Below are 25,799 nucleotides of genomic sequence, written 5' to 3'. Positions count from 1 at the left end.
CTTCCGTCTCCTCTTTAGAACGTAACTTTTTAAAACTAATTTATTTATAAGTATTTTCTATCCTTTACATTATTCTTAATTAAATAGTTATTATCATATCTGTCTTATCAGCTACCTCCTTGTAGAAATCGGGAAAACAACCTATCCTACAAGAAGGGATTAACCTATCGGCAAGGTTCCTCATATAAACGCATTGATCGCATGCCTGGAGATAGATTTTATCGCTGAGCTTCTGTAACCTTTCCCCTAGAGGGTTCCCTCTCATGGGTACGTATACGTTGTCATGAATAAAGAACATTCCTACAACCTCCACTCCATGCCTTCCCTCCTCAAGCTGAGGGACTATCATCTGTCCAAGAATGTAGGATCCTAGGTTGGACTCAACTATATAAGCGACCTTCCTCGTGAGACAACACCTCCATGAGAGATGCCCCTAGCTTCTCTAAGACTGTATTGAGTTGTAGGCCCTTGACGTTCCTGAGAACGTCAACCCAGTTACCCTGTTTAAGCTTCCCGTCTTCCCATGCCTCCAATAAAGCCTCCAGTCCTATGATAACCAATGGGCACTCTGAGGACTTGTACCTAATCTCGTTACCTTTGCGGTAAATCTCAAACCATCTTTCATTATCCAACTCAACCCTCTTCACGAGAGAGAAACCCCTTCCCTTAAGTGTGTAAAGCCTTTTTGAAAGGTAGTCTGAGGCGTATATCCTGTTCACAACACAACCACATTCGTCAACCTTTACCATTTCATCTCAAATAAATCTCTTTTTGCTAATCTATAAATCTTTTGGATATCTTGTATAAATATGAATATATATTCATTTCTCATTAAACTTAGTCGTCAGAAAATAAGGAATGCACACCCTTTAGGGTGAAGAGGTTAGTTTGTCCCAATGGGCTGCCCATCTGCTAGTTTTGATGGATGAGTTCAGCTTCACGTGGAAGGCTCTGGATGTCTCGTTCAATCCCGTGCCTATTGCAGGGCTTAGCTCCCATTTAGAGATGATATAGAAGACTTGTGGGCTCCGAGGACGTTAGAGTTACTTCATTGAAATTCCGTAAACGTGCCTGTCCTATTTACATCGTTACGAGGAAAAGGAGAGGGACGCGATTGTAGTCACAAATTCTAGCTATGGTACTGTGATCTTCTCCCATCTAGCAGACGTAACCCTGAACCCATAAGTATCATATGTGAAGATATGCTATAAATTAATCTTTATATATTCTGGGAATTAATAAATAATGTGCAATCTGAAGTTGTTTTAATTGGTGCCAAGGACTTTAAACCCCTAATGAGTTTAGAGAAGTATCACAGGCTTTACCTTCTTCACGACCTTAGAAGGCTGAATTGGGGCTACTCAGGGAAATTGAAACTCGGGAAACTAGCTTTTCCAGTCCTAGTAAGGTTGAGCGAGAGATCCATAGAAATTTTAGAAGAAAATGGGAGGTTCCTAGTTAAGATTGACTTTAAGGAAGGTCCGAGCATCAAGGTTGAAGTCGAAGTGAACTCAACGAATGAGATGGTCGCTTCGTCCATAGAGGAGTCTATCACAAAGAACCTGAGAGAATACGGTGAGGCTATATGTAATGGGCAGAGTAATAAAGCACAGTACCCTCAGGCTCTCATTTCAATTATGAAACCTCTAGTTAGGAAAGTTTTAGACGTGAGGGGAGAACAGTGTCCTGTCCCCGAGATAGCCTCAAAGAAAGAACTGATGAAAATGAGACCCGGAGAGGAGTTGGAAGTTCTGGTGGATCACCCTGCTGCTGTAAACGTAACTCTGCCGGAAGTCGCGAAGTTGATGAATTGTAAGTACGAGATATTCAACATGGGGGATTACGTCTCCTTCATCATGTTAAAGCTGGGGAACCCTGTAGTACACTCCCTATACGCTAGCTCGCTCTCGGAGAGGGAGAGACTCGCCGAGTTAATAAAGGACACGGGCTTCATTGCGTACCTGTACGTGACCTTTGATAGGATAGTGAAACAGGTTCCTGTGAATGGACTGTCAGAAAGCTATCTTAATTTTGATGGGTTAACTGTAGTAACCTCAGCCTCAATTGGGAGAGGTTGGTTACTTGTAAGCTTAGTTGAGGGCGATAAAGTGTACGCCACTATGTTGGACTTCAGTGGGGAAAGGTATTGGAACGAAGAGGCACTGAGGAATCTCGATAAGGTAAAGGGTATGGGACACGTGTTTTACCTTAAACCCTCTATCCCAATATGAGGGCAAGTACACCTTTTAGGCAAGGAATCTTGGTTTTTAGAAACCTTTTTCCAAACTTCAGTTTCTAACCGTGTCTAGACAGGTTCTCGGACCTAGTTGGAAGTTCATAGTCCCCAGGGCAAAATGGTAACAGATTCGCTTACCCCCTCAATGTAGATACACGGAATGCCCAAGTCCATGCCCTAACTTTTAGTCTCAAAATGCATGGAAAAGGGAAAACATCTCTTCACGTCAGGACATGACTTTCGAGGTTTGCGACTTCCACGCTTTCATTTGGGTACACAACCCCATTGAGATAAACCACCACAACGTAGTTATGATAGGCACCATAGAGGAACTGGGAATCGTTTGACTGAACAGTGAAACCCGTGATTGAACCGTTTAGATCCTGCGTTCTCCAACCTAACTTGTTGTAGATTTGCTGAATCGTCAGGACAAGTTTAGAGAGGGAACTGGAATTTTGATACTTATAGATGAACATGGATAGGTTGGACTCATCCCCCACATAAAGTATGAAGAACGCGCTCTCAGAGCTATTCTCTAGAAGGGATAGTATTTCGTTAGGTGGATTAATCGTGTCAGGATACTTCAGGTTCTCGACGACATCAAGCCTCCACTGTCCTCCTAATTTTTGGTCTATAGTTGAGGGGGATATATAAGGTACTTTTTGCTGGGTAGTCAAATCCCTTAGGACTAGGTAAATTGAAAAGGTTGAAACAACGATAAGCACTATGAGCAAGGCCATAAATATTCTAAGATCCATGTTTATCTTGAAACGTAGTTATACTTATACTTTGTCGAAATGTGCTATGTAGGGTTGTAATTAATAGAAGAGTAAGAGTTCATGTCATTAAAACGGTCTCACTTAGTAGAGGGATGAGATAAGACTACTCTCTGAATATCTCCATCGTTACTCAAAGTCTTTAGCGTATATTATCTGACTTTTATAAATGAAAAGGGGTTTTGGATTTCTTCTGTTCTCACCTATTTTGATATCAACCCCCATCCCTTGGGCTTCACGGGGTTCAAGCGGGACTTCCGCCTTCATACTCCTTATTAGAGGGGTTAACCCCAACCCACTTAGACGGGGTGGAGTCCATCTGGGGGAACCTGCACATTCTCAGGTAGATGTTCAGGGAAGAGTTTAACTGCCTATCTAGCCTGAAACCACACCTCTCACAGACAAAGGTCTTATCTAACTACGAGGATTAGCTTCCTCCTTCCCTTGTCTTTCTAGCCCGGTGGTGAAATGTGCTGAATGAAGGAAGGCAGGCTATCTTTATTCTTCAATATTGAGAAGAAAGACGACCACGCTTCGTTGTTCTTCTGTAATACAGCTTGAGCGTTAACTCCAAGTATCTCCTTGTACTTCTTCTAGACTTGTCCCAAGTGACCTTGAGGTCTACTCTCTTGTCCTTTAAGGACTGTTGCCTGCTCTAGCAGTTTACCTCGTTGTATAGCCTCGCTGATGCGTCTGCCAACTTCCTCAGTTTTCTTTGCTGCGCTCCACTAGGGGAAAGCCTGACAGTTACGGTTCTGACGCTCCCCTCCGGTGTTGCGGGGGAGATCGGCTCCCGCTCCTCATGGCCTTTAAGTTGACCGGAAGGGAGTTCCATAGGCAAAAGCGAGGTAAAAGAGTTTAAAAACCTCCTCACGCCCTGAAGGGCGAGGTTTAGCGTTCCTCTATCATGAAATCTTTCCCATCTCCGTGACGTTGCCGTTCATGTCCTCAAACACTAACTCACCATCTATTCTTATTACTACATAGCCTGGTTTCCCGTTGCAGGAGTAAGGGAAGGCGAGAAGACCCTCCGTCTTCAATGCTGAGACCGCGTAGATCGGCATAAGGGAATCGTCCATGTTGAGGGCAACACAGTTGGGTATTACCTTAAATAGCGCGTTAAGCATCTCGTTCAAAAGATTCTCGTATTCATCTCCAATTTCCCTCATTCTCCTTGCCTTTTCAATGAGGTTCACAATCCCACGTAATAAATGCAGTAGTCAAGGTATTCAAATCCATCTGCTGCCAAGGATTTGCAGCCTTGATACTACGGGAGACAGGTTACTCGTCCTCTTGACGTCCCCCGACCTACTCGCCTCAAAGTACGAAACTGTCTTCAATTATAAAACAACACAATAGCTGGTCCAGCTAAGCCTTGAGGAGCTTCTCCACGAAGGCTAAGGTCCCCCTTCTCTCTAAGTCCACCGTGAATAACGACGTCCACCCACCTATTAACCAGCCTGCAAAGACATCTACAGGCCAATGGACCCCGACATATACCCTAGAGTACGAGACCAATAGAGCTTCGATCAACATAATTATCCATAACCACTTCGGAGCCATCTTAGCTAACACGATGGCTCCGTCGCTTACTATTAGGGCGTGACCTGAAGGGAAGCTGTAATCCGAGGGTTTAGGTACTAAAGTGTAGTCCGGGCTCACGTAAAGGAATGGTCTTCCCTGGGCAAAGGCGTACTTGCTAGCTTCACCCACTATTATAGCTAAAATGAAGGAGGCAGCCAAAGTAATTGCTATACGCCTAGTCTTCCTGAATACTAGGAGTATTGCAGTCAGCGGAATCCATACGTACTCCCTCCCATATTTTGATAGAAACACCATAACTGGATTTAAAAAACTAATTTGATGGTAATTAATTAATTTGAACAAATAAACATTAAGTGGGACATTAGGTTCTGACACCGCCTTCACTCCTACCCCGACCAGGATGAAGGCTATTAGCAGGAACCAATAATATTTCATTGATTAGGATTAGACGTTAATCCGTAAATAAATTCTTTCGTCTTATACAGAAACAATGTTTGGTCTCTACTGTAGTTTTAAGAGTTGCTTTGACAGTTAATAATAAAATATTTAATGTGTTGCACCCAATGGAGAGTATGAATAGAGACGTCGTTTTTCTCATGACCTCCAGAATATCCCGTAGCGTTTCTGCAGGAGTTTTGGCAGTGATAGTTGGGCTTTATTACGTACACGGACTTCACCTTTCCCTGTTTGATGTCGGTATACTTTTCGGAACTGGGGCCTTTATAACCCCACTCCTTACGCTTATCTTAGGTTTCTACTCCGACAGATATGGAAGGAAAAGGATATTGTTGCTAACCCTCACGTTTCTTCCCCTTTCTGTACTCATACTAATTACAACGTCCAACTTCTTTCTGCTTCTCCTCTCCTCAGCGTTGGGAGGTTTCGGGATAGCTGGCGGTCTTGTAGGTGGTGGAGTGGGAGCTGCAGTAGCTCCAATGCAGACCGCCCTCCTTACTGAGAAGGTCCCCCCTAAGGATAGGACCAAGGTGTTCTCCTTGTTTACCATAATGTCGAGTTACGCTGGTGCTGGTGGAGCCCTGCTATCGTTCATATCAAGTTACAAGTTAATATTTGAGATCGCATTGGCAATCTCAGCTATCTCTGCCTTCATTGTCCTACCAGTAAAGGAATCTTTCAAGCCTATTAAGAGGGCTTCCCCCGAGGTAACCAAGAGGGATAACGACACGATAAGAAAATTCACCATAACCGGGGTGCTTAACGGCGTCTCCCAAGGACTTATAGTGCCCTTCATTCCCATAATATTCAGCGAGACATACAAACTACCCCAGTCCGCCATAGGGGAATTGATCTCTTTAGGGGGAGTAATCTCCGCTACGCTCATGTTCGCTACTCCAGTCCTGACAGAAAAGTTAGGTTTCGTCAGGTTAATCATCACTACGAGGGTCATATCAGCCTTCCTAGTATTGACCTTTCCCTTCTTAGGGATACCGGCTCTGGCCGCAGTGGATTACGTAATCTTCACTCCTCTCAGGATTATCTCTTTACCAGCCCAGCAAGCTTTAATGATGAACTTAATAGGTGAGAGCAGAAGAGCCACGGCATCTGGGGCAAATCAGGCCGGGAGACTAATACCCTCCGCTGCTTCCACTACGTTATCTGGATATATCATGCACGCAGTGTCTGTAGCAATTCCATTTGAGGTCTCTTTTGTGGCTACTGTGGCTAACTCGTTCCTGTACTTCAAGTTTTTCAGGAAGGTAGATAAAGCAGTTACAGGTCAAGTCCCTATTACTGAGTGACCTACCAGGGAAACTTGTGGCTTCAAAACGTGTTAGGGCTGATAGGATCTGGCATGCCCCTGTCCTAGTAAGGTAGTTTTGTCGTCCTTTTATTAATGAAGGACAGGCCCCGCATGACATATCGTAACTTGCTGGACGTAACGACGCTCCATCCTTACTGTATTTATGTTGAGGGTCAACCAGTCCTAGTCTAGAGAGTTAATTAAAAAGATAAAGCTGATTAACTTTTTAAATGAAGCTCATTTAGTAGAGTCCTATGTCATCTCCTAAACCCAAAATCCTAGTCCTGTTCTACGGGTACGGGACAATAGTTGATCTAGCTCTAGAAATCGCAGAAGGGGCGAGAGGTGAAGGAGCCGAAACTAAGGTAGTTAGAGTCCCAGAGCTCTTCCCCAAAGAGGTAGTAGCTAAGTTCAACGTTGATATGTCCAAGGTCGAGAAAATCCCAGAAGCCAGATTTGAAGACCTGGAGTGGGCAGACGGTATAGCTATGGGTTCACCAACTAGGTATGGGAACATCACAGGCCAGCTCAAGTTTTTCTTGGATCAGACTAGGGATCTCTGGTTGAAGGGTGCTCTATATGGTAAACCAGTAGGTTTCTTCACTGAGGCTGGGACAATTCACGGAGGACACGAGACGACCATATTGACCATGAGCACATATGCTTACCATCACGGCATGATAATTGTTCCCCTAGGCTATGGAATAAAGGAGTTGTTTACGTCCACTACTGGTGGATCCCCTTACGGACCCAGCCATCTTGGAAGTCTAAAAGAGTTGGATGAGGCTGAAAGAACCATAGCTAGGTTTATGGGTAAAAGACTGACTGAGGTAGCTAGAAAACTCAGATATTGAATTTTTTACTCCTACCCTTCCTCCTTTGTTCCCTCCTTGGGGTCATTGCCCTATATTCTACGATCCTTGACAGGGCCTCCTTAGGGTTACTAACCCCTTTCAACATCTCCGCTAAACCTCTCTCCCCAATGTAGTTAAGCCAGTTCACTAGATGTCCTTGTTTCAAATGCCACTCCACACATGCTGGATCCTCTCTCACTAACCTCCCCATCTCCCTCTCCAGCTCGTTCACGTCACTCGCCTTTCCTATTACCTTCTCATAACTTTTGAAGTAAAACGGTTCCATAAAAAGTAGATAATCGTGGAAAGCCATTTAATCATTTCTGCGCCTGGCCCTCCTTGCTTAACTCTTCCAGTTCCCTTCCTCTTGACTCAGGTATTACGAACAGGGTAATGAGGCTGGACAAAAGAGCTATACCAGAATATAGTCCAACCATTGCAGCTAGACCGAAGTGAGCGAGAAGGAGAGGGAAGGCCGTTATGTTCAAGGCAGCAGATAACCTATCCACAGCTACACTTATGGACTGGGACGTTGCCCTAACCTTGGTGGGCACTAACTCCGGTGTTACCATGGCTGAGCCTATAATGGAGGCTGGGCCTATAGCTGAGAAGAAATAATTAAGCATGTAGAACGAGAACCCCAACACCGCAGCCTCACCCACTAGACTGGACGTGTTCAAATGGGTTGAAGACAACCCAAATATCCTAGGGTCGGCCAACAATAGAGAGTACGCCAACAGCCAGGCTGCAACTCCAGCGTATCCTAAAACTATTAGTGGTCTCCTTCCTATCTTATCTATGAGGAGGATGCAGAGTATTTGCCCTGGAATTCCAGCAAAGAATTGGGCGACGTAAGTGAACTCTATGGGCGTCATACCTAGATTGGAAGCGATGGTTATTGGACCATAGATAGCGAACGTGGAGGAATACATATCGTATAGTAGCCAAAGCAGTGAGGCAGCTACAATGAAAATTGCAGAAGACCTTAGCCTACTCATGAAAGATGAAGTGTCCTTAGCTTTAACGAGAGGCTTTCCCAGCTCCCTCTCTATCTTCTCACTGTCAATGTGTTCAGGCTTGACCCTCGATACGAACATAACGGTCTCATAGATCCTCCTCCTCAGGAAAAACACTGATATTGCAGGTATAGCTCCGACACCTAAGACTATCCTCCAGATCAAAGACGGAGGAAGATTGGCCAATAGGGTAAGTTGCTCTACAAAGGCCGCTAAGACCGCCCCAAGCCCCCACATTACTGCAAACGTGATTACCATCATCTTACCTCTATTCTTTCCGCTGGAGTTCTCAGCTACTATCACTGGGGAAAGAACGTAATCAGCCCCTATACCTATCCCTAGGATAAGCCTTGAAAGCAGGAGCTCTAAGTAGGACTGGGAGAAGGCTTGTAGGACTGCACCGAGAGACATGATAGCGACGTCAAAACCATAAATCCCTTTCCTTCCAAGCCTATCGGCTAACGCGCCAAAGATCAACGCAGCAAAAGCTGCACCGAAGTAGGACCCTGCCACCAAAAGTCCCAGCTCTCCGCTTGAAAACTTGAAAGATGAGGGGATGAAAAATGAAGTGAGGGATATTGAGTAAAGATTATATCCGTCTGTGAACACACCCATTCCTGCCACTATTACGTTTCTCCACGTCAGCGAAGGCATAATAATAGTATTTACTAACAGTTAAAAAATCTTAGTATTTACAACCTTCATTTTGGTGACGAAATTACTAATGGATAACGAGGCAAAGGTTATCTAGCCCTCTCCACTATTGCCTGGATCACGGCTATGTCCCCCATTTTCACTCGTCTCCATCCATCTTCGAGACCCTTCTTTGCCTCATCTGGGGTCTCAACTAGTCTATAGAATCCCCCGAAAGCTTTCACCGTCTCCCCTATATTGTATCTCTTAAAGTCGGCCCCAGGGAAGTACTTTTTGGCTTTAGCTAGACCCTCCGGGTAGACCTCCTCTACAGCCTCTGCTGATGCCAACCACCCCTCGTTGTCGAAAATGACTACCATTGTGGGAAGTGAGTAGGATTTGGCTGCATAGTAAAAGGCTTCAGGGACTCCAAAGATGAAAGACCCATCACCTGTAGTTATGATCACATCTCTATTGGTTGCCATCTTTATTCCCAGTCCCGCACCCAGTGCCCAACCCAGATAACCTGCAGATAAGTCCCCGAAGTATTCCCCAAAGGAGAATTCGCCATATCTGGGATTAAAGGGGTACTCGTTAACTACTATTGCCTTAAACTCTGAAACATACTTGGAGAGCAACCTGGGATGTATCTTGGACTGCGTCTCTAGCTTCTCCAACTCCCTCTGTTTCTCCTCCCTTTGTTTCAGGACTCTCTCCCTTACCTCCTCCCTCCAGCTGTCCTTAGGTGTAACCAGGATTTCCCTTAAAGCTAAAGGAGTCGATTGCAGACATACGTGACATGGGAATCCGTAGTAGGGAATGTAAGAGTACGCTGGCTCCACATCTATCCTCACTACGGGGGCCTCCACATTAACCCTCTTTGGTATCCACGGGACCTCAGATTCTATGACCAACAGGAGGTCAGGCTCCCTTAGGTCTAACTTGTCTAACGCCATCTCGCCCTTGGAGGGGTAATTAGATACTTCCCCCACGTAGTTAACTACTGGTGAACCTATTCTCTCAGCAAACTCCTTTAGGGCATCAAACCACTCCTTTCTCCTTCCGGCTCTCCAAGTGATGATAGCAGGCCTCTCTGCCTCTCTCAGGAGCTCCTCTACCCTCTGTAGCTGCTTCCTTGACGGGCCCGGTTCGTATGGGTCCATATTCAGGAACTTTCCTTCACACTCCTTGACGCTAACCTCCCTGGGGACTTCAAGGTAAGTTGGCCCTCTCGGTTCACTCAAGGCTATCTGTAAAGCTCTCTTTACGGCCACCAGAGTCTGACTCGGATCCCTAATCTCAAAGTCATACTTGAAGTATTGTCTCCCCAACTCGCCTTGGTCCCTCGCTTCCTGAGTCCAGTGTATCCTGAGGTTCCTGCTCGCGCTGTTTCCCTCCTCTGTATAGGGAGACCTACCGGCCAAGACTAGCAGTGGAATCCTGCTCGTGAAAGCGTTGCTAACTACACCCAGGGAGTTTAAAGTCCCTGGTACAGTATGGACTGCGACCACTCCCAATTTTCCAGCAAGGGAGTAACCCAGAGCCATGGACGAAGCGGTGATTTCGTGAGGGACTAGAATAAACTCGGGGAGTGAGTTATCCTTAACCTTCTCCTCAATGAAAGCGGCGTAGTCGGTTCCCGAAACGATAAAAACTTTCTCAATACCCTCCTTCTCCAGCGTGGCCAAAATAGCCCTCGCGACGGAACTGAAAGCCTTTCGCTCCATGGATTATCTGTAATTAACAAATAGTTAAGTTCTGTCCTATATCTAAAGAACATTTCAGGTATGGTTAAGATAAGTTAGGTATAGGTTAAGATAAGTTGCCCAGACCCGTTCAGTTTAAATTAGAGAGCCCGGATCCCCATGCCCTAATCCAGGGCCGAATTAACGTCAATCTCCCAACTTCTCCATATTCCTGGATTCTAGATATAACACTCAAAATTATCAGATGTCCTCCCACATGGTCTTAATTCCCCTTACCTCCAGAATGTATAGCTTCCTATCCTGCAAAGCCCATTCGAGGTTGACGTGTTTCCCAAAGTGCTCCTCTATTCTTATTGCTAGGTTTGCCAGCTCGATTACCTTTTCATCTTCTAAACTGGGCTCAAGTGCTTTACCACCAAGCGGAATTTCCCTTATACCCCTATAGCTCGGGTCAAACCTAAGCATCAGGTGCTTGTTCCCAATGTACCTCTCCGCTATGATTCTATCCCTCTTTGGTAATGTGAATCTGTCTGGAGTGACAAGACCCCTAGTGACTACCTGACCTAGCCCCCAAGATGACTCTATGACTACCCAGTTAGGGTTGCCTGTCACTGGGTGAATGGTGAAAACTGTGCCTGCAGAGTCCGGATCCACCATCTCTTGAATTAAGACCGCTATGTCTATGGAGTCCCCCCTAGCCACTCTATAGGCCAAGGCCTTGGGACTGAAATAGTTCGCCCAAGCTTGCTTCAGGAAAAAGGGAATGTCGGCCTTATTTACGTAGAGGAAAGAGTCGACCTCCCCTGCAAAGCTAGGTCCGGATATTCCTGAGGTGAAAGTGGGTCTAACAGCAACGAAATCTGTGGAGATTTCTCTCACGTGCTGGTCTATCTCAAGGGATATATCCATGGGAAGATCAATTTGGGTCATTATCTCCTTAATTCTCTCGTACCTCCTCGACAGGTCACGCGGATCGTCCAAATTGACCCCTTTCAATGCGTCGCTTACAGTGTCCTTAGCTATGTCCATGAACCTTCTGAAGGCAGACCTCGTAATGACGAACCCCCATGGTATCCTTATCCCCAACCTCGTAAGCTCGCCGAGATAAGCAGCTTTTCTTCCTACAGACCTTACCATATTTGATGATGACTGGTCAATGCTATACACATACATGGTATTCAGTATTCCCTTACAAAATATAATCTTTTACTTAAGGCTAGGGAATGAGCCTACTTCGAAAACACTCTAGCATTCTCTAAAAAATCCCAAACGACTGGGTCTCATGTCATATGATCTCAGATTAAGGTACAACTGTTCGAACTCCCAAAATTAACGTATCACAACGGACAAAGGCCGTGGTCAACAGTTTCAGCGAACTCGTTGAGTTACATAGTTATATGTTGAGTTACATAGTTATATAATGTAATGCGATACTGTAGATGATAAAAACTAAGTGTAAACACCTGCCTCAGATGTGGGCTTATATCCTGAGAGGGACAAGGTAACCTGACCAGAGATGTCCGAGTTTACCCACATAGTAGGTTGGGGTTACGCTAAGGGACGGGGGACAGAGGAAGTAGTTTCCTTAACTCCCGTGAAGCCCAAGGGTTGAGGATCAATGCCAAATCATGGAAACCAACTAAACCCGAACCCTTACAAAATATATCAAGAATATCTCTAAAACTAATTTAAAAATTAGGATAATAACCTCTCTATCTCCTCTGAGGAGAGGACTGGGAAGAAGTCCTTCATGTTTTCCAGGGACCTCTGATGACCTTCCTTATTGTAGGATGAAACTGCGTCCCTCACTATTACTGGCAAAAATCCCAACGCAAAGGCATGTCTGGCGCTAGATTCCACACCGATCTCAGTCGCTATACCAGAGAAGATAATGACGTTCCTGCCGGAGTTCCTAAGGAGCAATTCAAAGTTAGTCCCCACGAAAATGCTCCAAGTGTTCTTGGGTAAAACTATCTCAGAACCCTTGGTGCCAACCTCAGGGTTGACGTAAAGCTCTAGATCCTCCTGCGTGAACGTGAACCTCCTCTCAGTCACCCTAGAGTTATATGGCTCAAATCCAGATGGGAAAGGAGTGATCTTTGTGTAAACTATCGGTATCTTACTTTTCCTCGCTGTAGTTATTACCCTCTCTAGGGCTTTGCTAAATTCCTCCTTATTGAATATGTTTTTCACCAGTCCTTTTTGAACGTCCCACACAACAAGCACAGAGTTATTTGGAGTTAGGATTTGTTTTAGATCCATGAGGTTTAAGGGATACTTAAAAAATAAAAAACTAACTATCTAACTATTCCCTTAACGATTCAACCGTGCTTATCTTCTCGAAATCTACCGCGGTCTGAACTGTTTTGAACAAATATTTAAGCGATGGGTATCTATGTTACCTAGTGAAAGCATGTTAAACGTAATAGCTGCACCTGGACCTGTGTCCTATCCTATGGTAGCTGCGAGTTCAAAATATAAGGACATCACCATTGACTTTGGAAAGGAAGGAAAGGCAGATGTCATTTTAGATTCAACAGTATCCTTGGTAAAGAGAGGAGTGAGAATTGACTATATCACAATCAAGGGACTTATGGTAGTTTCCCCCGACGTTGGAAGAAAGATAGGCGTATGGAGAAGGGGAAGCGCTGCAGACGTCTTGACCAAGGCACTTTTCCATAAAAAGGGAATAAACGGTGAGATAGTCTACGCTGAAGATATGCAAAAGCTGATGGAACTCCTCAACCAAAGACAAGTTGAGTCCGTTGTGGTACCGGCACCGTTTGGCAGAGGAAAGACTTTCGAGGAGTTGCTTAACGTCCCAGGGAGTTGCGGGGCAAGCATCCTGGCAAACCATGAGGAGTTCGTCAGAGCATACTCAGAAGGGATAGATCTTATGAAGGAGGACCCTCAGGGGACTGCTGAATACATAGCATCTAGGTTACCAGTCCAAGCCAATAAGAAAATGATAGTGGACTTGCCCAGAGTTACCACCTTGGGGGTTATGAAGATGGACAAATACGACGAGTTTGAAAACCTAGTGAAAAGATTCCTGTAACTAGATGAATCTACTGAGACTTGGGACGTTTTTAAGTATAGCCCTCGAAGAGATGTTCTGCCTTTATACATTAGATAGAGCAAGTCGTGGGAAAATCCCCTCTAATTAATAACCAGATAGCTCAACCGGAGAAAAAATAAAATCGTGTAATTCCATTAGCCGAGTGAAATGAAATTTCCAAAAGCGTCTAAAAACTTCAATTTTGGATATGGTGGGTGGCCAACGTATAACAGCAGACCCCTCTATCTCCAAGCCTTTGACTTTTTTATCAAGAACCTAGGTATGATTATCCCGGTAATCATTGCTCTAGTTGTTGCAATTTTGATAGGATTCGTCTTAGGGGGCATTTCGTCTGCCTTAATTTCTTTTGGACTATCCCCCTTGGCTGTAAAGATAGTCCTATTTGTAATAGGATTCATATCAGGTTCAATTTATTCTCTGCTCATCTTAATAGAGGCGTTCGAATCTGGGAGCGCCATCATGGGGAATATTCCTGACCTGTCACTGGCCTGGAACAGTACATTGAATACCCTACAGGTTTTTTCACCAACCTTGTTAGTCACTGGTTTGGTTTTCGGTCTACTCTCGTCGTTCGGTGTGCCCTATTCTTTCTTCATTGAGGGTCTCCTGCTCATCTTAGTGTACATAGTTAGCTCTTCCATAGTAGTGGGGAGCAGGATCGGACTGGGAGGCGCTATAGACTGGTACACTAGGGCCTTTTCTAGAGATGGTATCTCTTCTCTATTAGTTTTACTAGGTGCACTTTTATCCTTGATACCCATATTGAACTTGTTTGTTATCCCCTATACGGCGATCCTGACCCTTCTAATGCTCAGAAATTACTAAAAAGTTCGCCTTAAGGGTCTTGTTTACCACATAAACTTCACGTAGGTATCAGCTTACCTTTATGGTCTAACAGCTTTAGGAACTCAGCGTTCATTTCAACTTCCTCTGAGTCGAACGTCTCACCGCCCCCAAGTTCCCTGAAAGCCGTACAGTCGTATGTTGTCCCAGCGTAACGGAGAAGACTCCTTATCTCTGAAGGTAAAAAAGCCTTAGCTAGACCCACAGGGACCGGTATACTAATCCCTCCACCTAATCTCTTGGCCATAAGTCTAAAGAAGTCTGAAACCTTGACGCTACCGCACTCTGAGGCATAAACGATGACCCTTCTGGGCATCTTCTCGCCTAGTGTCCGTATTACTCTCCCAATGGACCATGCGTTAACAGTAGCCATGTTTAGGTTAAGATCCGGAATTATCCTCCTTTTCGCGAGCTTGTACATGGTCACAAACTGGACGTGAACTGCATATCTTCCGTAGACTAGTGTAGGTCTAAGGATGGCTACACTACCATCCCTTTCGAGGGCCTCACTCATTACGGCTCTCTCTCCCTCACATTTTGACCTTTCAAAGGGAGTCTTCGGTTGCGCTCCCTTGCAGTGCTCCGTTTCCTCCCTTACGTTTTTTCCGGTAATACCAGTGGAGGTCGCCCCGCTGAGGTGAACAAACATCTTCCCTTCCTCAAAGGATCTCTTAGCCAACGTTTTTGGTATTTCTATGTTCGCTGTCCTAAGCTTATCCTCACCCCCTGAGATCTCTCCGACAAAATTGACCACAACGTCGTGTTCCTTGATTAGCTTCCCCATCTCCTCACTTAGGGGATTAGCCTTTACCGCGTTAGCCTTGGACTTTATGAGTGCCAAGTACTCCTCTTTCACGGGATTTACGCTATTGAAAGTTACTGTTACGCTCTGATCCCTCGACAGCTCCAGTGCAACGTGAGTGGATATGAACCCTAACCCTACCAGAAGAAACTTCATGAATCCTTGATGTATCCTAGCATAATATCTATTATTTTAGAACACTTTAAGAAAGTGATCTACAGGGTTCAAGGTTATTAACGCTTCTCAAACTTGTTATCTATGGACGACCTGGAAAAATTGGGATTAGAAGTCTCCAAGGAAACTAGGGAAGACTTCGTAAACTTCAAGGTAGAGCCTTTAGCAGTAGTTTACCCCAAAAATGAGGACGATGTAATAAAGATAGTTAACTACGCCAGACTTAAAGGTATCCCAATAGTGCCTTGGGGTGCAGGGACTAGCCTCACTGGCGCTGTTGCCTGCCAGGGATGTATTTTGATTGACATGAAGTATATGTCCAACATAATAGAGATTAACGATGTGGACTGGTACGTTAGAGTTCAGCCAGGCGTGAACCTGGAGTACCTTAATAAAAAGTTAATGGAAAGGAACTTCTTCCTGCCTCCTGATCCCGCGTCCTTCTTCCTATGTTCCGTGGGAGGGGCTGTATCAAACTCATCAGGAGGTATGAGGGGAGTGAGGTACGGTACGTTTAGGGACTGGGTCCTAGCCCTGAGGGTGGTGCTACCTACTGGGGAAGCTGTTAGGATCGGAGAACCTTTTAGAAAAAATAGGGCTGGATATGATTTAGTACACCTTTTCACGGGAAGTGAGGGAACTCTCGGTATAATAACGGAAATATGGCTGAGGATAACACCCTTACCGAAGGAGAACCTAACGGCCATAATTGCTTTCGTCCCCGACCTAAAATCCACTGCTGGGATAATCCAGGACATGAGGAGGGGCGGTGTACTACCTGAAATTTCCGAGTACATCGACAACGAGGTAGTAAAGGCCCTAAACAGTGCTCTAGACGCTAGATTGAAAGAATCGGAGGGAGGTTTGCTCCTGTTACGTCTACAAAGTGAAGACGCGGAAGCCATGAAGGAGATACTAAAGAAGTGGGGTGCAGACTTCACTGTCCTCTCAAGGGAGGAGTGGGAAAGGATGTACTCCCTGAGAGCTCAGTCGGCCTTAGCACTCAAGGCTATTTCAAAGGAGATGTACGTTGAGGACATAGTTGTCCCAGTATCTAAACTTGCGGAAGCCATAGAGAGAATTAATGAACTGGAAGCCAAATACAAAGTTAAAATGCCTGTGATTGCCCACATTGGCGACGGAAACTTACACCCAAATATCCTGGTAAGAGATAAGGAGGTCGCCGATGTCATTTTTGAGGAAGTCGGGAAAATCGCCATCGAATTGGGTGGTTCGGTCTCCGGAGAGCATGGGATTGGCGTACAGAAGGCTGGACTCATGGGAGAGCAACTGAAGCTCCACAACGGGCTTAAGGTCCTGGAAATAATGAGGGATATCAAAAGGCTGATTGATCCAAACGGTATAATGAACCCAGGGAAGTACGTCGAATTAGCCTACGAAAGGGCGAGGGCGTCGAATCCATGACCTCCTGATCAGGTAAACTATTGCCGAGGCGATAAGGAGAAGGAAAGCCAGAGGAATCATTGCTAAGTTTGTGAGAAAAATAGAACTGGCGTCGGTCTCAAACAAAAAGGGGATAAGTAGGAACGCAAACTGATGAAGGGATAACAGCCTTAACGAGAGCCCAATGAGGAAAACCAAGGCTCTGGACGTTGCCCGGTTCAACCTAATAATCAGAGACACGAATTAACGTCACTCTCTTGTTATATAAATCTTTTCAGTATTCTCTAGATAGCGAATTTTATTTTCAGTTCGTCGGATGAATTAGATATATTGAAATTGCTCAGCTGAAAACTGTTGAGTACCTACCGCTTTTAGGCTTCTTGAACCATGATTTACACTTAGCTATAGCGTCCCTATAGTAGTCTCGGACAACTCTAGGCGGTAGATACTCTCTTAGAGTTCCTCAAGTCCCATGTGAGTACCTTTCAACAAGATTGGGCTGAGAGGCGGGGAAGGGGAGATCCTCATAACTGTAGCTCTGACGTCCCCACTTTTTAACCTTCCTTCCAGTAACATTAGGGTAGAGAAGGGCGTTTAAATGCTTTCGATCCCTGCCACAAAGGGCTAGGCTTTCCTCAAAATAGTTATAGAGTTCTTCTTAGAAACGTTTATATAAATTGTCAATTTGGTAGAAAGGATTCATAATTTTAAAACATTCTTGATTTTCCTAGCCATCATAACGTGGAAATCTCCACACGCTACTGTCCGCTCTCTCTAGAGATGTATGTTTCTATTGACTTACCCTGGCATAGAGCTAAGGACTCTTCATATAGTAACCTAGCTCTCCTAACTTCCTCAGCGTAGTCAACAATAGGAGATGGGTAGCCTGGAACCTTATACTTATAGATTTCATGTATTACCATGGTTGGCTCTTTTTCAAGTTCAGGTACCCATGTCCTTATGTACTCTGCCTCTGGATCGAACTTCCTTTGCTGTATCCAAGGATTGAAGTTCCTGAACATGTAGTCGGTACCTGTTGAAGCTACCCATTGCCAGTTTCCGTTATTTACGCTGGGGTCAAAGTCCACTAGCCTGGTGGCGAAGTACCTCTCTCCCCATCTCCAATCGATATGTAAAACCTTAACTAAAAAGGAGGCAGTAATCATCCTCGTCCTGTTATGCATGAAACCGGTTGAGTTGAGCTCTCTCATCCCTGCGTCCACAATAGGATAACCGGTTCTCCCCTCGCTCCAAAGTTTAAATTTTTCCTCGTTATTCTCCCATTTTATACAATTAAACTCCCTTTTATAGGAGTTTCCAAAGACATGTGGGTTGTAATGTGCAATAAGGGTGTAGAAGTCCCTCCAGTAGAGTTGCCTCCTTATTTCCTCATTACTCACCCCATGATATACCTCTCTAACTGAAAGAACACCAAATTTCAGGTAGGGCGATAGTCTCGTGGTCCCAGGGGAAGCTGGGAAGTTCCTGAGGGAGTAATCGACCTTCTTGGCCCTTTCTAATTGTCGTAAACCTTCCTTACGACCCCCCGCTAAGGTCCCTCTTTTGACGTCCTTCACTTCATCGAGAAGTTCCACACCCGGTAAAGGCATCGTCCCAAAGTTCTTGGTGAAACTGATAGGTTCCCTCACTTGTAGCTTCCTCGCATCGTTATAGAAATGGGTAAATACGGAGTAGGGTTTGCCCTTCCTCACAAAGAACTCCTTGGGAGTCAGGAGAAGATCCTCACAGGAAACGAGCCTCTTGACTTTGGCAATCTTCGCATCCCTCATTACACTGAAGGGTGTGTAGTCCTCGTTGACGTAGATCTTATCTAAGCTCAGGTCTTTGACCACCTCCTCAGCTACTCCCTTAATTACGTGGAGCTTCGATCCCATCTGCTCAAGTCGCTCATTAAGCTCCAAAAGTGTATCCAGCATGAAACCCAGGGCGAAAGGAGACTTGTAGGGGTTATTTTCAACCTGCCTTGGGTCTAGAATGAATAGAGGGATAACCTCTTCGCACTCATCTAGGGCCCTCGATAGACAGGTATTGTCCTCCAGTCTCAAATCTCTTCGGAAAATGAAGCCGCAACGCATACCTGACACAAACAAGGAATTTTAAAAATAAGTGGAAAATTTAAATTAACATTTAACGTCCCATAGGACATGAACGTTAAAAAGATTCAGGGGACGAGGACGATCGCGTGATGGTGAACTGCTTTCCGTGATATCCCCTAGTTAATTCTTATAAATATTCTGCCTTTCCTATCGCTGGACTTAAACTGCTCCATGGCGAACCTGCCCTGCTCCAAAGGAAATACCTTCCAAGTCCTTACCTGCAGCTTCCCAGCGATTTTTAAGAGTTCCATGAGATCCCCCATGCTCCCCCTGTTGGTACCTATGATTGAGGCGTGCTTTAGGTAAATATCGTTGATGTTTAAGTTAACGTTTCCTCCTGTCAAGGAACCGAAGGTAACCAGTCTACCGTGATTGCCTAGCAGTCTTAGACTCAAATCCCAATACTTTCCACCTAGGGAGTTAACCACAACTGAAGCCATATCCCCAAAAGTTATCTCCCTTACCGCTTCCTCAGCCTCCTGGTAGTCAAGTACATAATCTGCACCGAGCTCCTTAACCCAAGGCTTTGCGCTTATGGCTATGACCGTTGCCCCCAAAAGTTTTCCCAACTGGACTGCGAACATCCCAGTATTTCCAGAGGCCCCAACTACTACCACCACGTCTGAGCTACTAACGCCAGCACTCTTGAGCGCGTGATATGGAGTAAGCATAGCTATAGGCAGGCTTGCTAGGATTTCATCTGGAAGGTCTGACCTTACCACGTTAGTCCCCGGTACCACGATTTCCTCAGCGTAACCTCCCTGACTCTCTACCCCTATTCTTTTACCGGCTTTACAGTAGGTCTGATCCCCACGCAAACAAGACCTACAAGTACCGTCGAAAAGCCTTGTGTAGACTGCCACCCTATCTCCTGGGGACACATGTGAAACTTTCTTACCAACCTCCTCGACGACACCGAAGAACTCTGACCCTGGTATGTGCGGGATCGGGTATACCTTGAGGGATTCGACTGACATGATGTCCACGGGGTTAACGGATGCCATCTTCACAGCTATCCTGACATCTGTGTCCCCTACACTGGGATTTGGGACCTCCCTTAGTTCTAAGCTTTCTAGCCCACTCTTCTCAAATACTAACGCCTTCATTACGCACTTGAGGATCGTTGATGTATAAAAGCTTGAAGTGCGCAGACACAAGGTCTTTACTCGAATGTACTGGGAGAGGTACCTAAGATCTTCAAAAGTCTATCCCTGAAGGATTCCTTTAATATCATGTGATCCGAATCCCTTACCATGAACACTTCTTATTTAAATCATGAACCTGTCTTAGATTTTGATGTAAAGAACGGCAGGATAGCCTACGTGGTCCTGGAAGAAACTCCAACCGTTTACATATATGGCGTTGGTAAGGTGGAAATTGAGGAACCTGAATCGGTACACTGGGTTGGATCTAGGCTAGCTGTGGTAGCCGACAGAGGAGGGTCAGAGGTTAGGTCAATCTACATTGTTGAGGATAAGGTTCACCCTATACTCTCGGACGGATATGATAACATGGATCCCTTCTTCTTAGGTGAGGATAAATTCTACTTCCTATCCAACAGGGACAAGAGGACAATCCACCTATATTTCTACGACGGAGGAGAGATAACCCAAGTCAGTAAGGGAGACCTCCCAGTAATGGACTATTGCGTCTCCCCCATGGGGAGGTGGGTTGCCTACTCGCAGGGAATCTACGACAACGATCTAACCGTGATCGATAATAGTTCAGGGGAGGAGTTCAAGCTTTCCTATAGGAATAGCGAAGAGTTCCCAGGTTCCAAGGACTGTTTTTGGGGAGATCAAATGCTTTTCTTGAGCAATTTTAGGGGGTATGCGGACATAGGTACGTTGTCGCTGAGAGATCACTCCGTCACTTGGCTCAAGGTGGATAATCATGACAAGTTAAGCGCAATGTTTTGGAAGAACAAGTTAGTTTATACTGTTAACACTAAGGGAAACGTGAGCTTGGTCATAGACGACAAAGAAATCTTGAGCGAAGGTTTTCCGACTGACCTAAAGGAGGACGGTGATCTTTACTTTCTTTACTCCAATCACGAGAGGAGCTACGACCTCTACAGGCTCAGCGTCACCCTAGAGAGGATTACAGATTCGATGAGGAACGTCAAAGGAAGTTTTGTCAAACCGACAAGGGTGACGTACAAGTCTCAGGGCGAAGAGATAGACGCGCTCCTTTATCAGAGGGGTGAGGAAGAGAGAGGGGTAGTGTACGTTCATGGAGGACCTGACTACGAGTGCCTCAACGTTTACTCAGCCGAAATACAGATTTTGTTGGATGAGGGGTTAAAGGTCATTTGCCCAAATTACAGAGGTTCCACTGGAAGGGGAAGGAGGTTCAATCACCTAAATGATAGGGATTTGGGTGGAGGGGACTTAATAGACGTAGTTGAGGCTTCAAATGTACTAAACGTAAAAAGGGTGGCTATAACGGGAGCTAGTTACGGGGGGTATCTCACCATGATGGCTGTCACTAAGTTCCCGGAGAGGTGGTGCTCCGCTGTGGCAGTTGTGCCATTCGTGAACTGGTTTACCGAGAAGGAGACTGAAAGGGAAGTCCTTAAACAGTACGACGAAGTCAAAATAGGTAACGACGAAAGACTTCTACATGATAGATCTCCAATATTTTTTGTTCAGAACGTGAAATCTCCTCTCTTAATACTCGCAGGGGAGAACGATCCTAGGTGTCCAGCCTCCGAGACCCTCCAAATAGTGCAAAAGATGAGAGAGTTGGGGAAAAGTGTTGAGTATAAGATTTATGAGAACGAGGGACACGGGTTCTACAAAAGGGAAAACCTAAAGGACTCCATCATCAGGACAGTGGATTTCATACTAAAGCATTGCTAGGACGGGGAAAAAGAAAACTAACCTCTTTTCCATAAGGGTGAGGTTAATCATCCCTTTTTTAAAAAAAGCTGTTCACCTTCTCCTGAGTAGGATTACAGCCACAGCTATTATGACAATTACTACAATTACTCCAGCTACTACCTCAATTGTGGTGGAAGACGTAGACGTGGTCACCGTGGTCGGAGGAGTCGTAGTCGGTGGCGTGACCTTTGCAGTTACGTTTAGAGAGCCATAGGAGTACAGCTCTCTCGTCCCGTTATTCCAGGTTACCTTACTGACTATCTCATATATCCCTGGCTTAAGACCCGTGGTGTTAATGGTCCCCATGTAATTCCCTGGAGATACCATCTTCATGGGAACTGGCATGGTAGCGTTTCCGTAGCTTTCCCCAGATACGTTTAGGTACTTCAGCCACATCATAGCGGTACCGTTAACTGGGTTGGGTACAAGGGAGGAGGTCGAGTTGTCCCAGGTGTAGTACTGGAAGGTAGCAGTAAAGTTGTAAGGCTGACCCGCAGTCACGTTCTTTAGGAATATCAACGGGTTAATCCTGAAGTAGTATGGGTTATACGTAACTGTTACTGTCTTAGCCTCACTGTTGTAACTTGAGAACATGTAAGGACCTGAGGATATCTCCGGGGCTAAAGTGGAGTGGTATAACGTGACCACGTTTACTGGGGCAATGACGTGGGCTGGCATTATGGGGTACTCAGTGAGGACTAAGTACTCATTAACGTAAGAGGACGAGTTGAGGTAGAACACTATTTGATAGGGGTTTGTAACGTTAGTCCAGACCAGGGACGGGATAGTACCGAAGAGGTCGGTGTTTATGAAACCTTGATTGGCTAGGTAAGTGTAGTTTAACGTAACTCCATCAAAGGTGTTTGTCCCCATCATTCCAGGGAGGTCATAGTACCAGACAGTGAAGTTAACGTCATAGGCAGTTAGGGGCACACCGTCTATCCAGGTATCGTTGTGCACCAGGTTCACGGTGATGACTGAACCGTTCACGATCCTGTCTCCATTGGGCAAGGTCATGGTCACTGGCTTCTGGACGGTCCAGGAAGAGGCTACCCATGGCATGACTTGGGTCGGGTTATTTAAGGGGGATATTCCAAGGGAGTCGTACATATCGTCTAGGGTGTTGAACGCGTAGAGGGAAGTGCTGGCGTATATGTTTATGTGCCTAGGTTGGTCGCTCGATATCGATGAGAATATGAACGTCCCATTTAAGGCCTGGTTTGTTGGATGAACGTCCATGATGTTTATGGCGTACTCTGGGGTTCCAGACTCAAGGTATATATAGTTGGCCCAGTTTGGAAGGTACACAGCCTGAATACCGTTGCTCCAAGTGTAAACCACGTAGGGTTCCTGCTGTTGTAAAAGGTACTCGGCCTGTTTAGTGTAGTTTATCTCTTGGGATAAGGTCGGTGAGTTTAGGGCGTTCTGTAGGACCTGATCTATAGTTGAGTTGGAGAAGCCTCCAGTGTTCCCAGGGGATGTGTAAATTCCATTCATCCAGGAGTTGGGGAAAGGCCCTAAGTTGATCCATCCGAAGGTCGTAAGGTTAAATCCATTAAATGGAGGAGTAGTAGCCTGGGTTATTAGAGTAGCGAAGGTTTCAGATACTGGGGTTATAGAGAGGTTTATTGCCGCTGCTGAGCTAGCTAGAAGGTCAGCAAACCTCTTCAACGTGTTGGGTGGGAAAGTGTAGTAGAAGGTCAACTTCAATGGTTTTCCTTGATAGAACCACTGCCCGTTCTGGTGGGTTACTCCAGGCACCATCTCTAGGTACATCACTGCTCTAGTTAGGTTATAGGACTCGTACTGTTGGTAGAAGGACTCAACTTGAGGATTGAACCATTGTTGGTAGACCTGGAGGGAGGGGTTTACGAAGTAGGGCTCGTCTACCCCTAGAACTCCATTGTCCAGTACGTAAGAGGTGACGTTCTCGGGGTTAATGAGAGAGCTTATGGCGTACCTGAAGTAAATGTTAGAGGTCAGGTTGTTACCAAAGGCGAAGACCACTTGCCCGAAGCTCTCCTGAGGAGCTATTGCTAGGAAGGCAGTCTGGTTATAGGGGGCGTGCTTAAGCTCATTTATCTCTGAGATATGGGTTAGACTTATGAAGTCTACCTTGCCTGCTAGGAGAGCGTTAAACTCATCTGTATGGGTACTGTAGGCGTAGGTATATACTATGGTTCCTACCCAGGGTTCGTTGTATATAGCCTGTGATGGTGTGAGCACTGGAGTATCGAAGTTGGCTATAGCGAAGCTCGATACCTCAACCGGTACTGCGATAAACATTGCAATTACCAGAAGAAGGCTTATCAAAATGAGTATTCTTCTCATATATACATCTCTCCGTTTATAATGGGGAGCGATATAGAATTTAAACTTTTTCATAACTGAACTATCACTTAATGAAGTTCTTTTAATAGAATTAAAAGAATGTATTAGCGTACTTTAGCAAGATAACTTTTGATCTTTGAATTAGAGAGTAAACTTAAGATAACATAAACATTGTTTTTCAACTAAACCATTCAAACCCCAATAAAGTTAAGAGAGGTGAGAGTTCCCTCATGGAATGTCCGCTCTTTATTATGAAATATTACTGAATCTTAGACAAGAAAGAATATATTACGAAATTTATTTATTTTACTGCCTCAAAGCCTTAAAGCAGGGTAAAGTCTTCAGAGAGGAACCGGACTCTCAGCAATTTCAACTAACTTTTCTACCCGTCAGAGTACATTCACAACTCTAAAGTATCCTTATATAAATTATTTCTCTTGAAAATTTAGTGCTCTAGAACCAAAATAATTGCCTGTCTTTGGCTGGAGTACACATAACCGGCGCCCACTATATGGTTGCCTACTACAAGGAGAGAGTTTATACTTGTATTTGTCGCAGTATATATGGGATTAAGAGCATTTAAATTACTACCAGAGAGAACTATCCCTTCCTCTGATGATGATTCGGTGAAGTTATTTATTACCGGAATCCTCAGGGAAATAACGTACTTCCCATCCGCGTAAGTTATTGAATTAACTATACCGACTTCATATTTTAAGGTAATTAATTGAACTTTTGATCCGTTTAAAACCCCAAGGAGGGTTAGGGTTATCTGCGTGTCGTTGAGAGAGTATGTAAAGCCCCCAAAGATCCAACCTGCTGGCGAGAAGGATGATGCAATAATCCCTCCTAAACCTTCAGGATAGCTAATGAAGGACTCCCCATCGTATAGGGCTATTGTATAGTTAAACAAGTGGGTTCCCCCAATGAATGAACTTCCTCCATCCGAGGAGATGGTGAAGATCCCTGATCCCACGCTAAGCGGTTGATAGAAATAAGAGGGTAGGTTCGAAGTTACGTCTGACACGTTAAGGTTAGGGAACACCTTAATCAGAAATGGGATCTGGAACTTACTCGATCCCTGTATGACTAAGGAACTGCCTCCGATGAGCCAGAAATCCCTCTGCCACGAAACAGAGAAGACCTGACCTGGGGTGTAGATGTTTGGGATAAGACTAGTCAAGTTAATTATTTTATTATCATTATAAAGAATTGTCTCTGGTACTAGGACGCTTGCGTTACCTACCTTGAAGTACTGTGCCCCGCCTAACAGGAAAGCTGATCCGTTATAAGCTATTGAATACACTGAGCCGTTCGTAAAATAGTTCCCCAAATTAAAGAGAACATAAGATAAATTACCTAGAAAGAACTCCCCTAAAACACCACGGTAAGTGTTGCCCTGCTTAAGGTCACCTACAAAAGCCAACGTATTGTTATTTACTGCGACTATTTGATTAATTGTTGAAACCCCTTTTACTTCGATTGTAACTGGTCCAGATTTAACGTGAATGTAGAATAGCTCAGTCCCAGCGAAAATAAGTAGTAGTGCCAACGCAATAGTAAGGATCCTCCACTTAGTGACCTTTGACTTCTCCCCTTTCCTTGTACCCTTCATTTCTGTATGACTCTAGTTATTTCA

The 25,799-nt window shown here is 45.0% G+C and carries 24 protein-coding genes; 8 read left to right on the top strand and 16 right to left on the bottom strand.

The genetic code is table 11. The features are described from left to right. Positions 1-79 precede the first annotated feature (79 nt). On the bottom strand, positions 80-349 hold the full coding sequence (locus GWK48_RS07060) for a DsrE-related protein (protein WP_174630874.1): 270 nt from the start codon (positions 347-349) through the stop codon (positions 80-82). A 31-nt stretch (positions 350-380) separates the two neighbouring features. Beyond that, positions 381-749, bottom strand: coding sequence for a hypothetical protein (locus GWK48_RS07055; protein ID WP_174630872.1), 369 nt, complete (start codon positions 747-749; stop codon positions 381-383). 139 nt (positions 750-888) lie between these two features. On the opposite strand from GWK48_RS07055, the gene GWK48_RS11670 reads away from it, so the two are divergent. After that, positions 889-1,014 carry a hypothetical protein gene (locus GWK48_RS11670; RefSeq protein ID WP_281359961.1) on the top strand — a complete coding sequence of 42 codons (126 nt, stop codon included), beginning with the start codon at positions 889-891 and terminating at the stop codon, positions 1,012-1,014. Positions 1,015-1,247: 233 nt separating this feature from the next. Next, positions 1,248-2,231: a sulfurtransferase TusA family protein gene (locus GWK48_RS07050; protein WP_246263768.1), complete on the top strand. Its 984-nt coding sequence runs from the start codon at positions 1,248-1,250 to the stop codon at positions 2,229-2,231. A gap of 226 nt (positions 2,232-2,457) precedes the next feature. Here GWK48_RS07050 and GWK48_RS07045 read toward each other — a convergent pair whose 3' ends face one another. From GWK48_RS07045 to sepP, 4 genes are all read right to left on the bottom strand, one after another. Beyond that, the gene (locus GWK48_RS07045) at positions 2,458-2,994 is read right to left on the bottom strand and encodes a hypothetical protein (RefSeq protein ID WP_174630871.1); all 537 of its coding nucleotides are present in this window, start codon (positions 2,992-2,994) and stop codon (positions 2,458-2,460) included. Positions 2,995-3,667: 673 nt separating this feature from the next. Then, positions 3,668-3,847, bottom strand: coding sequence for a hypothetical protein (locus GWK48_RS07035; RefSeq protein ID WP_174630869.1), 180 nt, complete (start codon positions 3,845-3,847; stop codon positions 3,668-3,670). 70 nt (positions 3,848-3,917) lie between these two features. After that, the gene (locus GWK48_RS07030) at positions 3,918-4,208 is read right to left on the bottom strand and encodes a hypothetical protein (protein WP_174630868.1); all 291 of its coding nucleotides are present in this window, start codon (positions 4,206-4,208) and stop codon (positions 3,918-3,920) included. Between the two features lie 172 nt (positions 4,209-4,380). After that, positions 4,381-4,992 carry an undecaprenyl-diphosphatase SepP gene (gene sepP / locus GWK48_RS07025; RefSeq protein WP_174630866.1) on the bottom strand — a complete coding sequence of 204 codons (612 nt, stop codon included), beginning with the start codon at positions 4,990-4,992 and terminating at the stop codon, positions 4,381-4,383. 137 nt (positions 4,993-5,129) lie between these two features. Here sepP and GWK48_RS07020 point away from each other — a divergent pair, with 137 nt between their 5' ends. Together GWK48_RS07020 and wrbA are read left to right on the top strand one after the other, a co-directional pair. Continuing rightward, the gene (locus GWK48_RS07020) at positions 5,130-6,317 is read left to right on the top strand and encodes an MFS transporter (RefSeq protein WP_174630864.1); all 1,188 of its coding nucleotides are present in this window, start codon (positions 5,130-5,132) and stop codon (positions 6,315-6,317) included. A 256-nt stretch (positions 6,318-6,573) separates the two neighbouring features. After that, on the top strand, positions 6,574-7,173 hold the full coding sequence (wrbA, locus tag GWK48_RS07015; RefSeq protein ID WP_174630862.1) for an NAD(P)H:quinone oxidoreductase: 600 nt from the start codon (positions 6,574-6,576) through the stop codon (positions 7,171-7,173). Here the strand turns inward: wrbA and GWK48_RS07010 are convergent. The 5 genes from GWK48_RS07010 to GWK48_RS06990 form a co-directional block, all read right to left on the bottom strand. Then, complete coding sequence (locus GWK48_RS07010) at positions 7,163-7,459, bottom strand: hypothetical protein (protein WP_174630860.1); 297 nt, start codon at positions 7,457-7,459, stop codon at positions 7,163-7,165. The two genes, wrbA and GWK48_RS07010, sit on opposite strands and share 11 nt — an antisense overlap. Before the next feature lie 31 nt (positions 7,460-7,490). Next, on the bottom strand, positions 7,491-8,843 hold the full coding sequence (locus GWK48_RS07005) for an MFS transporter (protein ID WP_174630858.1): 1,353 nt from the start codon (positions 8,841-8,843) through the stop codon (positions 7,491-7,493). 89 nt (positions 8,844-8,932) lie between these two features. Continuing rightward, positions 8,933-10,549 (bottom strand): thiamine pyrophosphate-requiring protein, encoded by a 1,617-nt coding sequence (locus tag GWK48_RS07000; protein ID WP_174630856.1) that lies wholly within the window; start codon positions 10,547-10,549, stop codon positions 8,933-8,935. A gap of 219 nt (positions 10,550-10,768) precedes the next feature. Next, the gene (locus tag GWK48_RS06995; protein WP_174632642.1) at positions 10,769-11,665 is read right to left on the bottom strand and encodes a PEP/pyruvate-binding domain-containing protein; all 897 of its coding nucleotides are present in this window, start codon (positions 11,663-11,665) and stop codon (positions 10,769-10,771) included. A gap of 558 nt (positions 11,666-12,223) precedes the next feature. Continuing rightward, positions 12,224-12,790, bottom strand: coding sequence for a cysteine hydrolase family protein (locus tag GWK48_RS06990; protein WP_174630854.1), 567 nt, complete (start codon positions 12,788-12,790; stop codon positions 12,224-12,226). 133 nt (positions 12,791-12,923) lie between these two features. Here GWK48_RS06990 and GWK48_RS06985 point away from each other — a divergent pair, with 133 nt between their 5' ends. Together GWK48_RS06985 and GWK48_RS06980 are read left to right on the top strand one after the other, a co-directional pair. Continuing rightward, positions 12,924-13,586 carry a DUF3834 domain-containing protein gene (locus GWK48_RS06985; RefSeq protein WP_246263767.1) on the top strand — a complete coding sequence of 221 codons (663 nt, stop codon included), beginning with the start codon at positions 12,924-12,926 and terminating at the stop codon, positions 13,584-13,586. Positions 13,587-13,754: 168 nt separating this feature from the next. Beyond that, positions 13,755-14,432, top strand: a complete 678-nt coding sequence (locus tag GWK48_RS06980; protein WP_174630853.1) for a hypothetical protein — start codon at positions 13,755-13,757, stop codon at positions 14,430-14,432. A 37-nt stretch (positions 14,433-14,469) separates the two neighbouring features. On the opposite strand, the gene GWK48_RS06975 is transcribed toward GWK48_RS06980, so the two are convergent. Then, complete coding sequence (locus GWK48_RS06975; RefSeq protein WP_174630851.1) at positions 14,470-15,408, bottom strand: NAD-dependent epimerase/dehydratase family protein; 939 nt, start codon at positions 15,406-15,408, stop codon at positions 14,470-14,472. Positions 15,409-15,510: 102 nt separating this feature from the next. Here GWK48_RS06975 and GWK48_RS06970 point away from each other — a divergent pair, with 102 nt between their 5' ends. Then, entirely contained in the window at positions 15,511-16,851 is a 1,341-nt protein-coding gene (locus tag GWK48_RS06970; protein ID WP_174630849.1) for an FAD-binding oxidoreductase, read from the top strand. Positions 16,852-17,588: 737 nt separating this feature from the next. On the opposite strand, the gene GWK48_RS06965 is transcribed toward GWK48_RS06970, so the two are convergent. Together GWK48_RS06965 and GWK48_RS06960 are read right to left on the bottom strand one after the other, a co-directional pair. Next, entirely contained in the window at positions 17,589-18,926 is a 1,338-nt protein-coding gene (locus GWK48_RS06965) for a cryptochrome/photolyase family protein (protein ID WP_174632638.1), read from the bottom strand. Positions 18,927-19,063: 137 nt separating this feature from the next. Further along, the gene (locus GWK48_RS06960) at positions 19,064-20,053 is read right to left on the bottom strand and encodes an alcohol dehydrogenase catalytic domain-containing protein (RefSeq protein WP_174630848.1); all 990 of its coding nucleotides are present in this window, start codon (positions 20,051-20,053) and stop codon (positions 19,064-19,066) included. A 147-nt stretch (positions 20,054-20,200) separates the two neighbouring features. On the opposite strand from GWK48_RS06960, the gene GWK48_RS06955 reads away from it, so the two are divergent. Beyond that, entirely contained in the window at positions 20,201-21,808 is a 1,608-nt protein-coding gene (locus GWK48_RS06955) for a S9 family peptidase (protein WP_174630846.1), read from the top strand. Between the two features lie 72 nt (positions 21,809-21,880). Here the strand turns inward: GWK48_RS06955 and GWK48_RS06950 are convergent, their stop codons facing one another. Continuing rightward, a complete protein-coding gene (locus GWK48_RS06950) occupies positions 21,881-24,160 on the bottom strand; it encodes an ABC transporter substrate-binding protein (RefSeq protein ID WP_174630844.1) in 2,280 nt (759 codons plus the stop codon). 445 nt (positions 24,161-24,605) lie between these two features. Then, the gene (locus GWK48_RS06945; protein WP_174630842.1) at positions 24,606-25,775 is read right to left on the bottom strand and encodes a hypothetical protein; all 1,170 of its coding nucleotides are present in this window, start codon (positions 25,773-25,775) and stop codon (positions 24,606-24,608) included. Positions 25,776-25,799 lie beyond the last annotated feature (24 nt).

The organism is Metallosphaera tengchongensis, assembly GCF_013343295.1.
GTDB lineage: Archaea > Thermoproteota > Thermoprotei_A > Sulfolobales > Sulfolobaceae > Metallosphaera > Metallosphaera tengchongensis.
This window is presented reverse-complemented; position numbering and strand designations above follow the sequence as displayed.

Excerpts from the sequence above, each read along its gene's own strand:
- GWK48_RS07055 (WP_174630872.1), bottom strand. The coding sequence starts at position 749 with ATGGTAAAGGTTGACGAATGTGGTTGTGTTGTGAACAGGATATACGCC.
- GWK48_RS06960 (WP_174630848.1), bottom strand. The coding sequence starts at position 20,053 with ATGAAGGCGTTAGTATTTGAGAAGAGTGGGCTAGAAAGCTTAGAACTA.
- GWK48_RS06980 (WP_174630853.1), top strand. The coding sequence starts at position 13,755 with ATGAAATTTCCAAAAGCGTCTAAAAACTTCAATTTTGGATATGGTGGG.
- GWK48_RS06985 (WP_246263767.1), top strand. The coding sequence starts at position 12,924 with ATGTTACCTAGTGAAAGCATGTTAAACGTAATAGCTGCACCTGGACCT.
- GWK48_RS06990 (WP_174630854.1), bottom strand. The coding sequence starts at position 12,790 with ATGGATCTAAAACAAATCCTAACTCCAAATAACTCTGTGCTTGTTGTG.
- GWK48_RS07005 (WP_174630858.1), bottom strand. The coding sequence starts at position 8,843 with ATGCCTTCGCTGACGTGGAGAAACGTAATAGTGGCAGGAATGGGTGTG.
- GWK48_RS06995 (WP_174632642.1), bottom strand. The coding sequence starts at position 11,665 with ATGGTAAGGTCTGTAGGAAGAAAAGCTGCTTATCTCGGCGAGCTTACG.
- GWK48_RS06965 (WP_174632638.1), bottom strand. The coding sequence starts at position 18,926 with ATGCGTTGCGGCTTCATTTTCCGAAGAGATTTGAGACTGGAGGACAAT.
- GWK48_RS06945 (WP_174630842.1), bottom strand. The coding sequence starts at position 25,775 with ATGAAGGGTACAAGGAAAGGGGAGAAGTCAAAGGTCACTAAGTGGAGG.
- GWK48_RS06970 (WP_174630849.1), top strand. The coding sequence starts at position 15,511 with ATGGACGACCTGGAAAAATTGGGATTAGAAGTCTCCAAGGAAACTAGG.
- sepP (WP_174630866.1), bottom strand. The coding sequence starts at position 4,992 with ATGAAATATTATTGGTTCCTGCTAATAGCCTTCATCCTGGTCGGGGTA.
- GWK48_RS06955 (WP_174630846.1), top strand. The coding sequence starts at position 20,201 with ATGAACACTTCTTATTTAAATCATGAACCTGTCTTAGATTTTGATGTA.
- GWK48_RS07000 (WP_174630856.1), bottom strand. The coding sequence starts at position 10,549 with ATGGAGCGAAAGGCTTTCAGTTCCGTCGCGAGGGCTATTTTGGCCACG.
- GWK48_RS07010 (WP_174630860.1), bottom strand. The coding sequence starts at position 7,459 with ATGGAACCGTTTTACTTCAAAAGTTATGAGAAGGTAATAGGAAAGGCG.
- GWK48_RS07035 (WP_174630869.1), bottom strand. The coding sequence starts at position 3,847 with ATGGAACTCCCTTCCGGTCAACTTAAAGGCCATGAGGAGCGGGAGCCG.
- GWK48_RS06975 (WP_174630851.1), bottom strand. The coding sequence starts at position 15,408 with ATGAAGTTTCTTCTGGTAGGGTTAGGGTTCATATCCACTCACGTTGCA.
- GWK48_RS07020 (WP_174630864.1), top strand. The coding sequence starts at position 5,130 with ATGAATAGAGACGTCGTTTTTCTCATGACCTCCAGAATATCCCGTAGC.
- GWK48_RS07060 (WP_174630874.1), bottom strand. The coding sequence starts at position 349 with ATGATAGTCCCTCAGCTTGAGGAGGGAAGGCATGGAGTGGAGGTTGTA.
- GWK48_RS07045 (WP_174630871.1), bottom strand. The coding sequence starts at position 2,994 with ATGGATCTTAGAATATTTATGGCCTTGCTCATAGTGCTTATCGTTGTT.
- GWK48_RS06950 (WP_174630844.1), bottom strand. The coding sequence starts at position 24,160 with ATGAGAAGAATACTCATTTTGATAAGCCTTCTTCTGGTAATTGCAATG.
- wrbA (WP_174630862.1), top strand. The coding sequence starts at position 6,574 with ATGTCATCTCCTAAACCCAAAATCCTAGTCCTGTTCTACGGGTACGGG.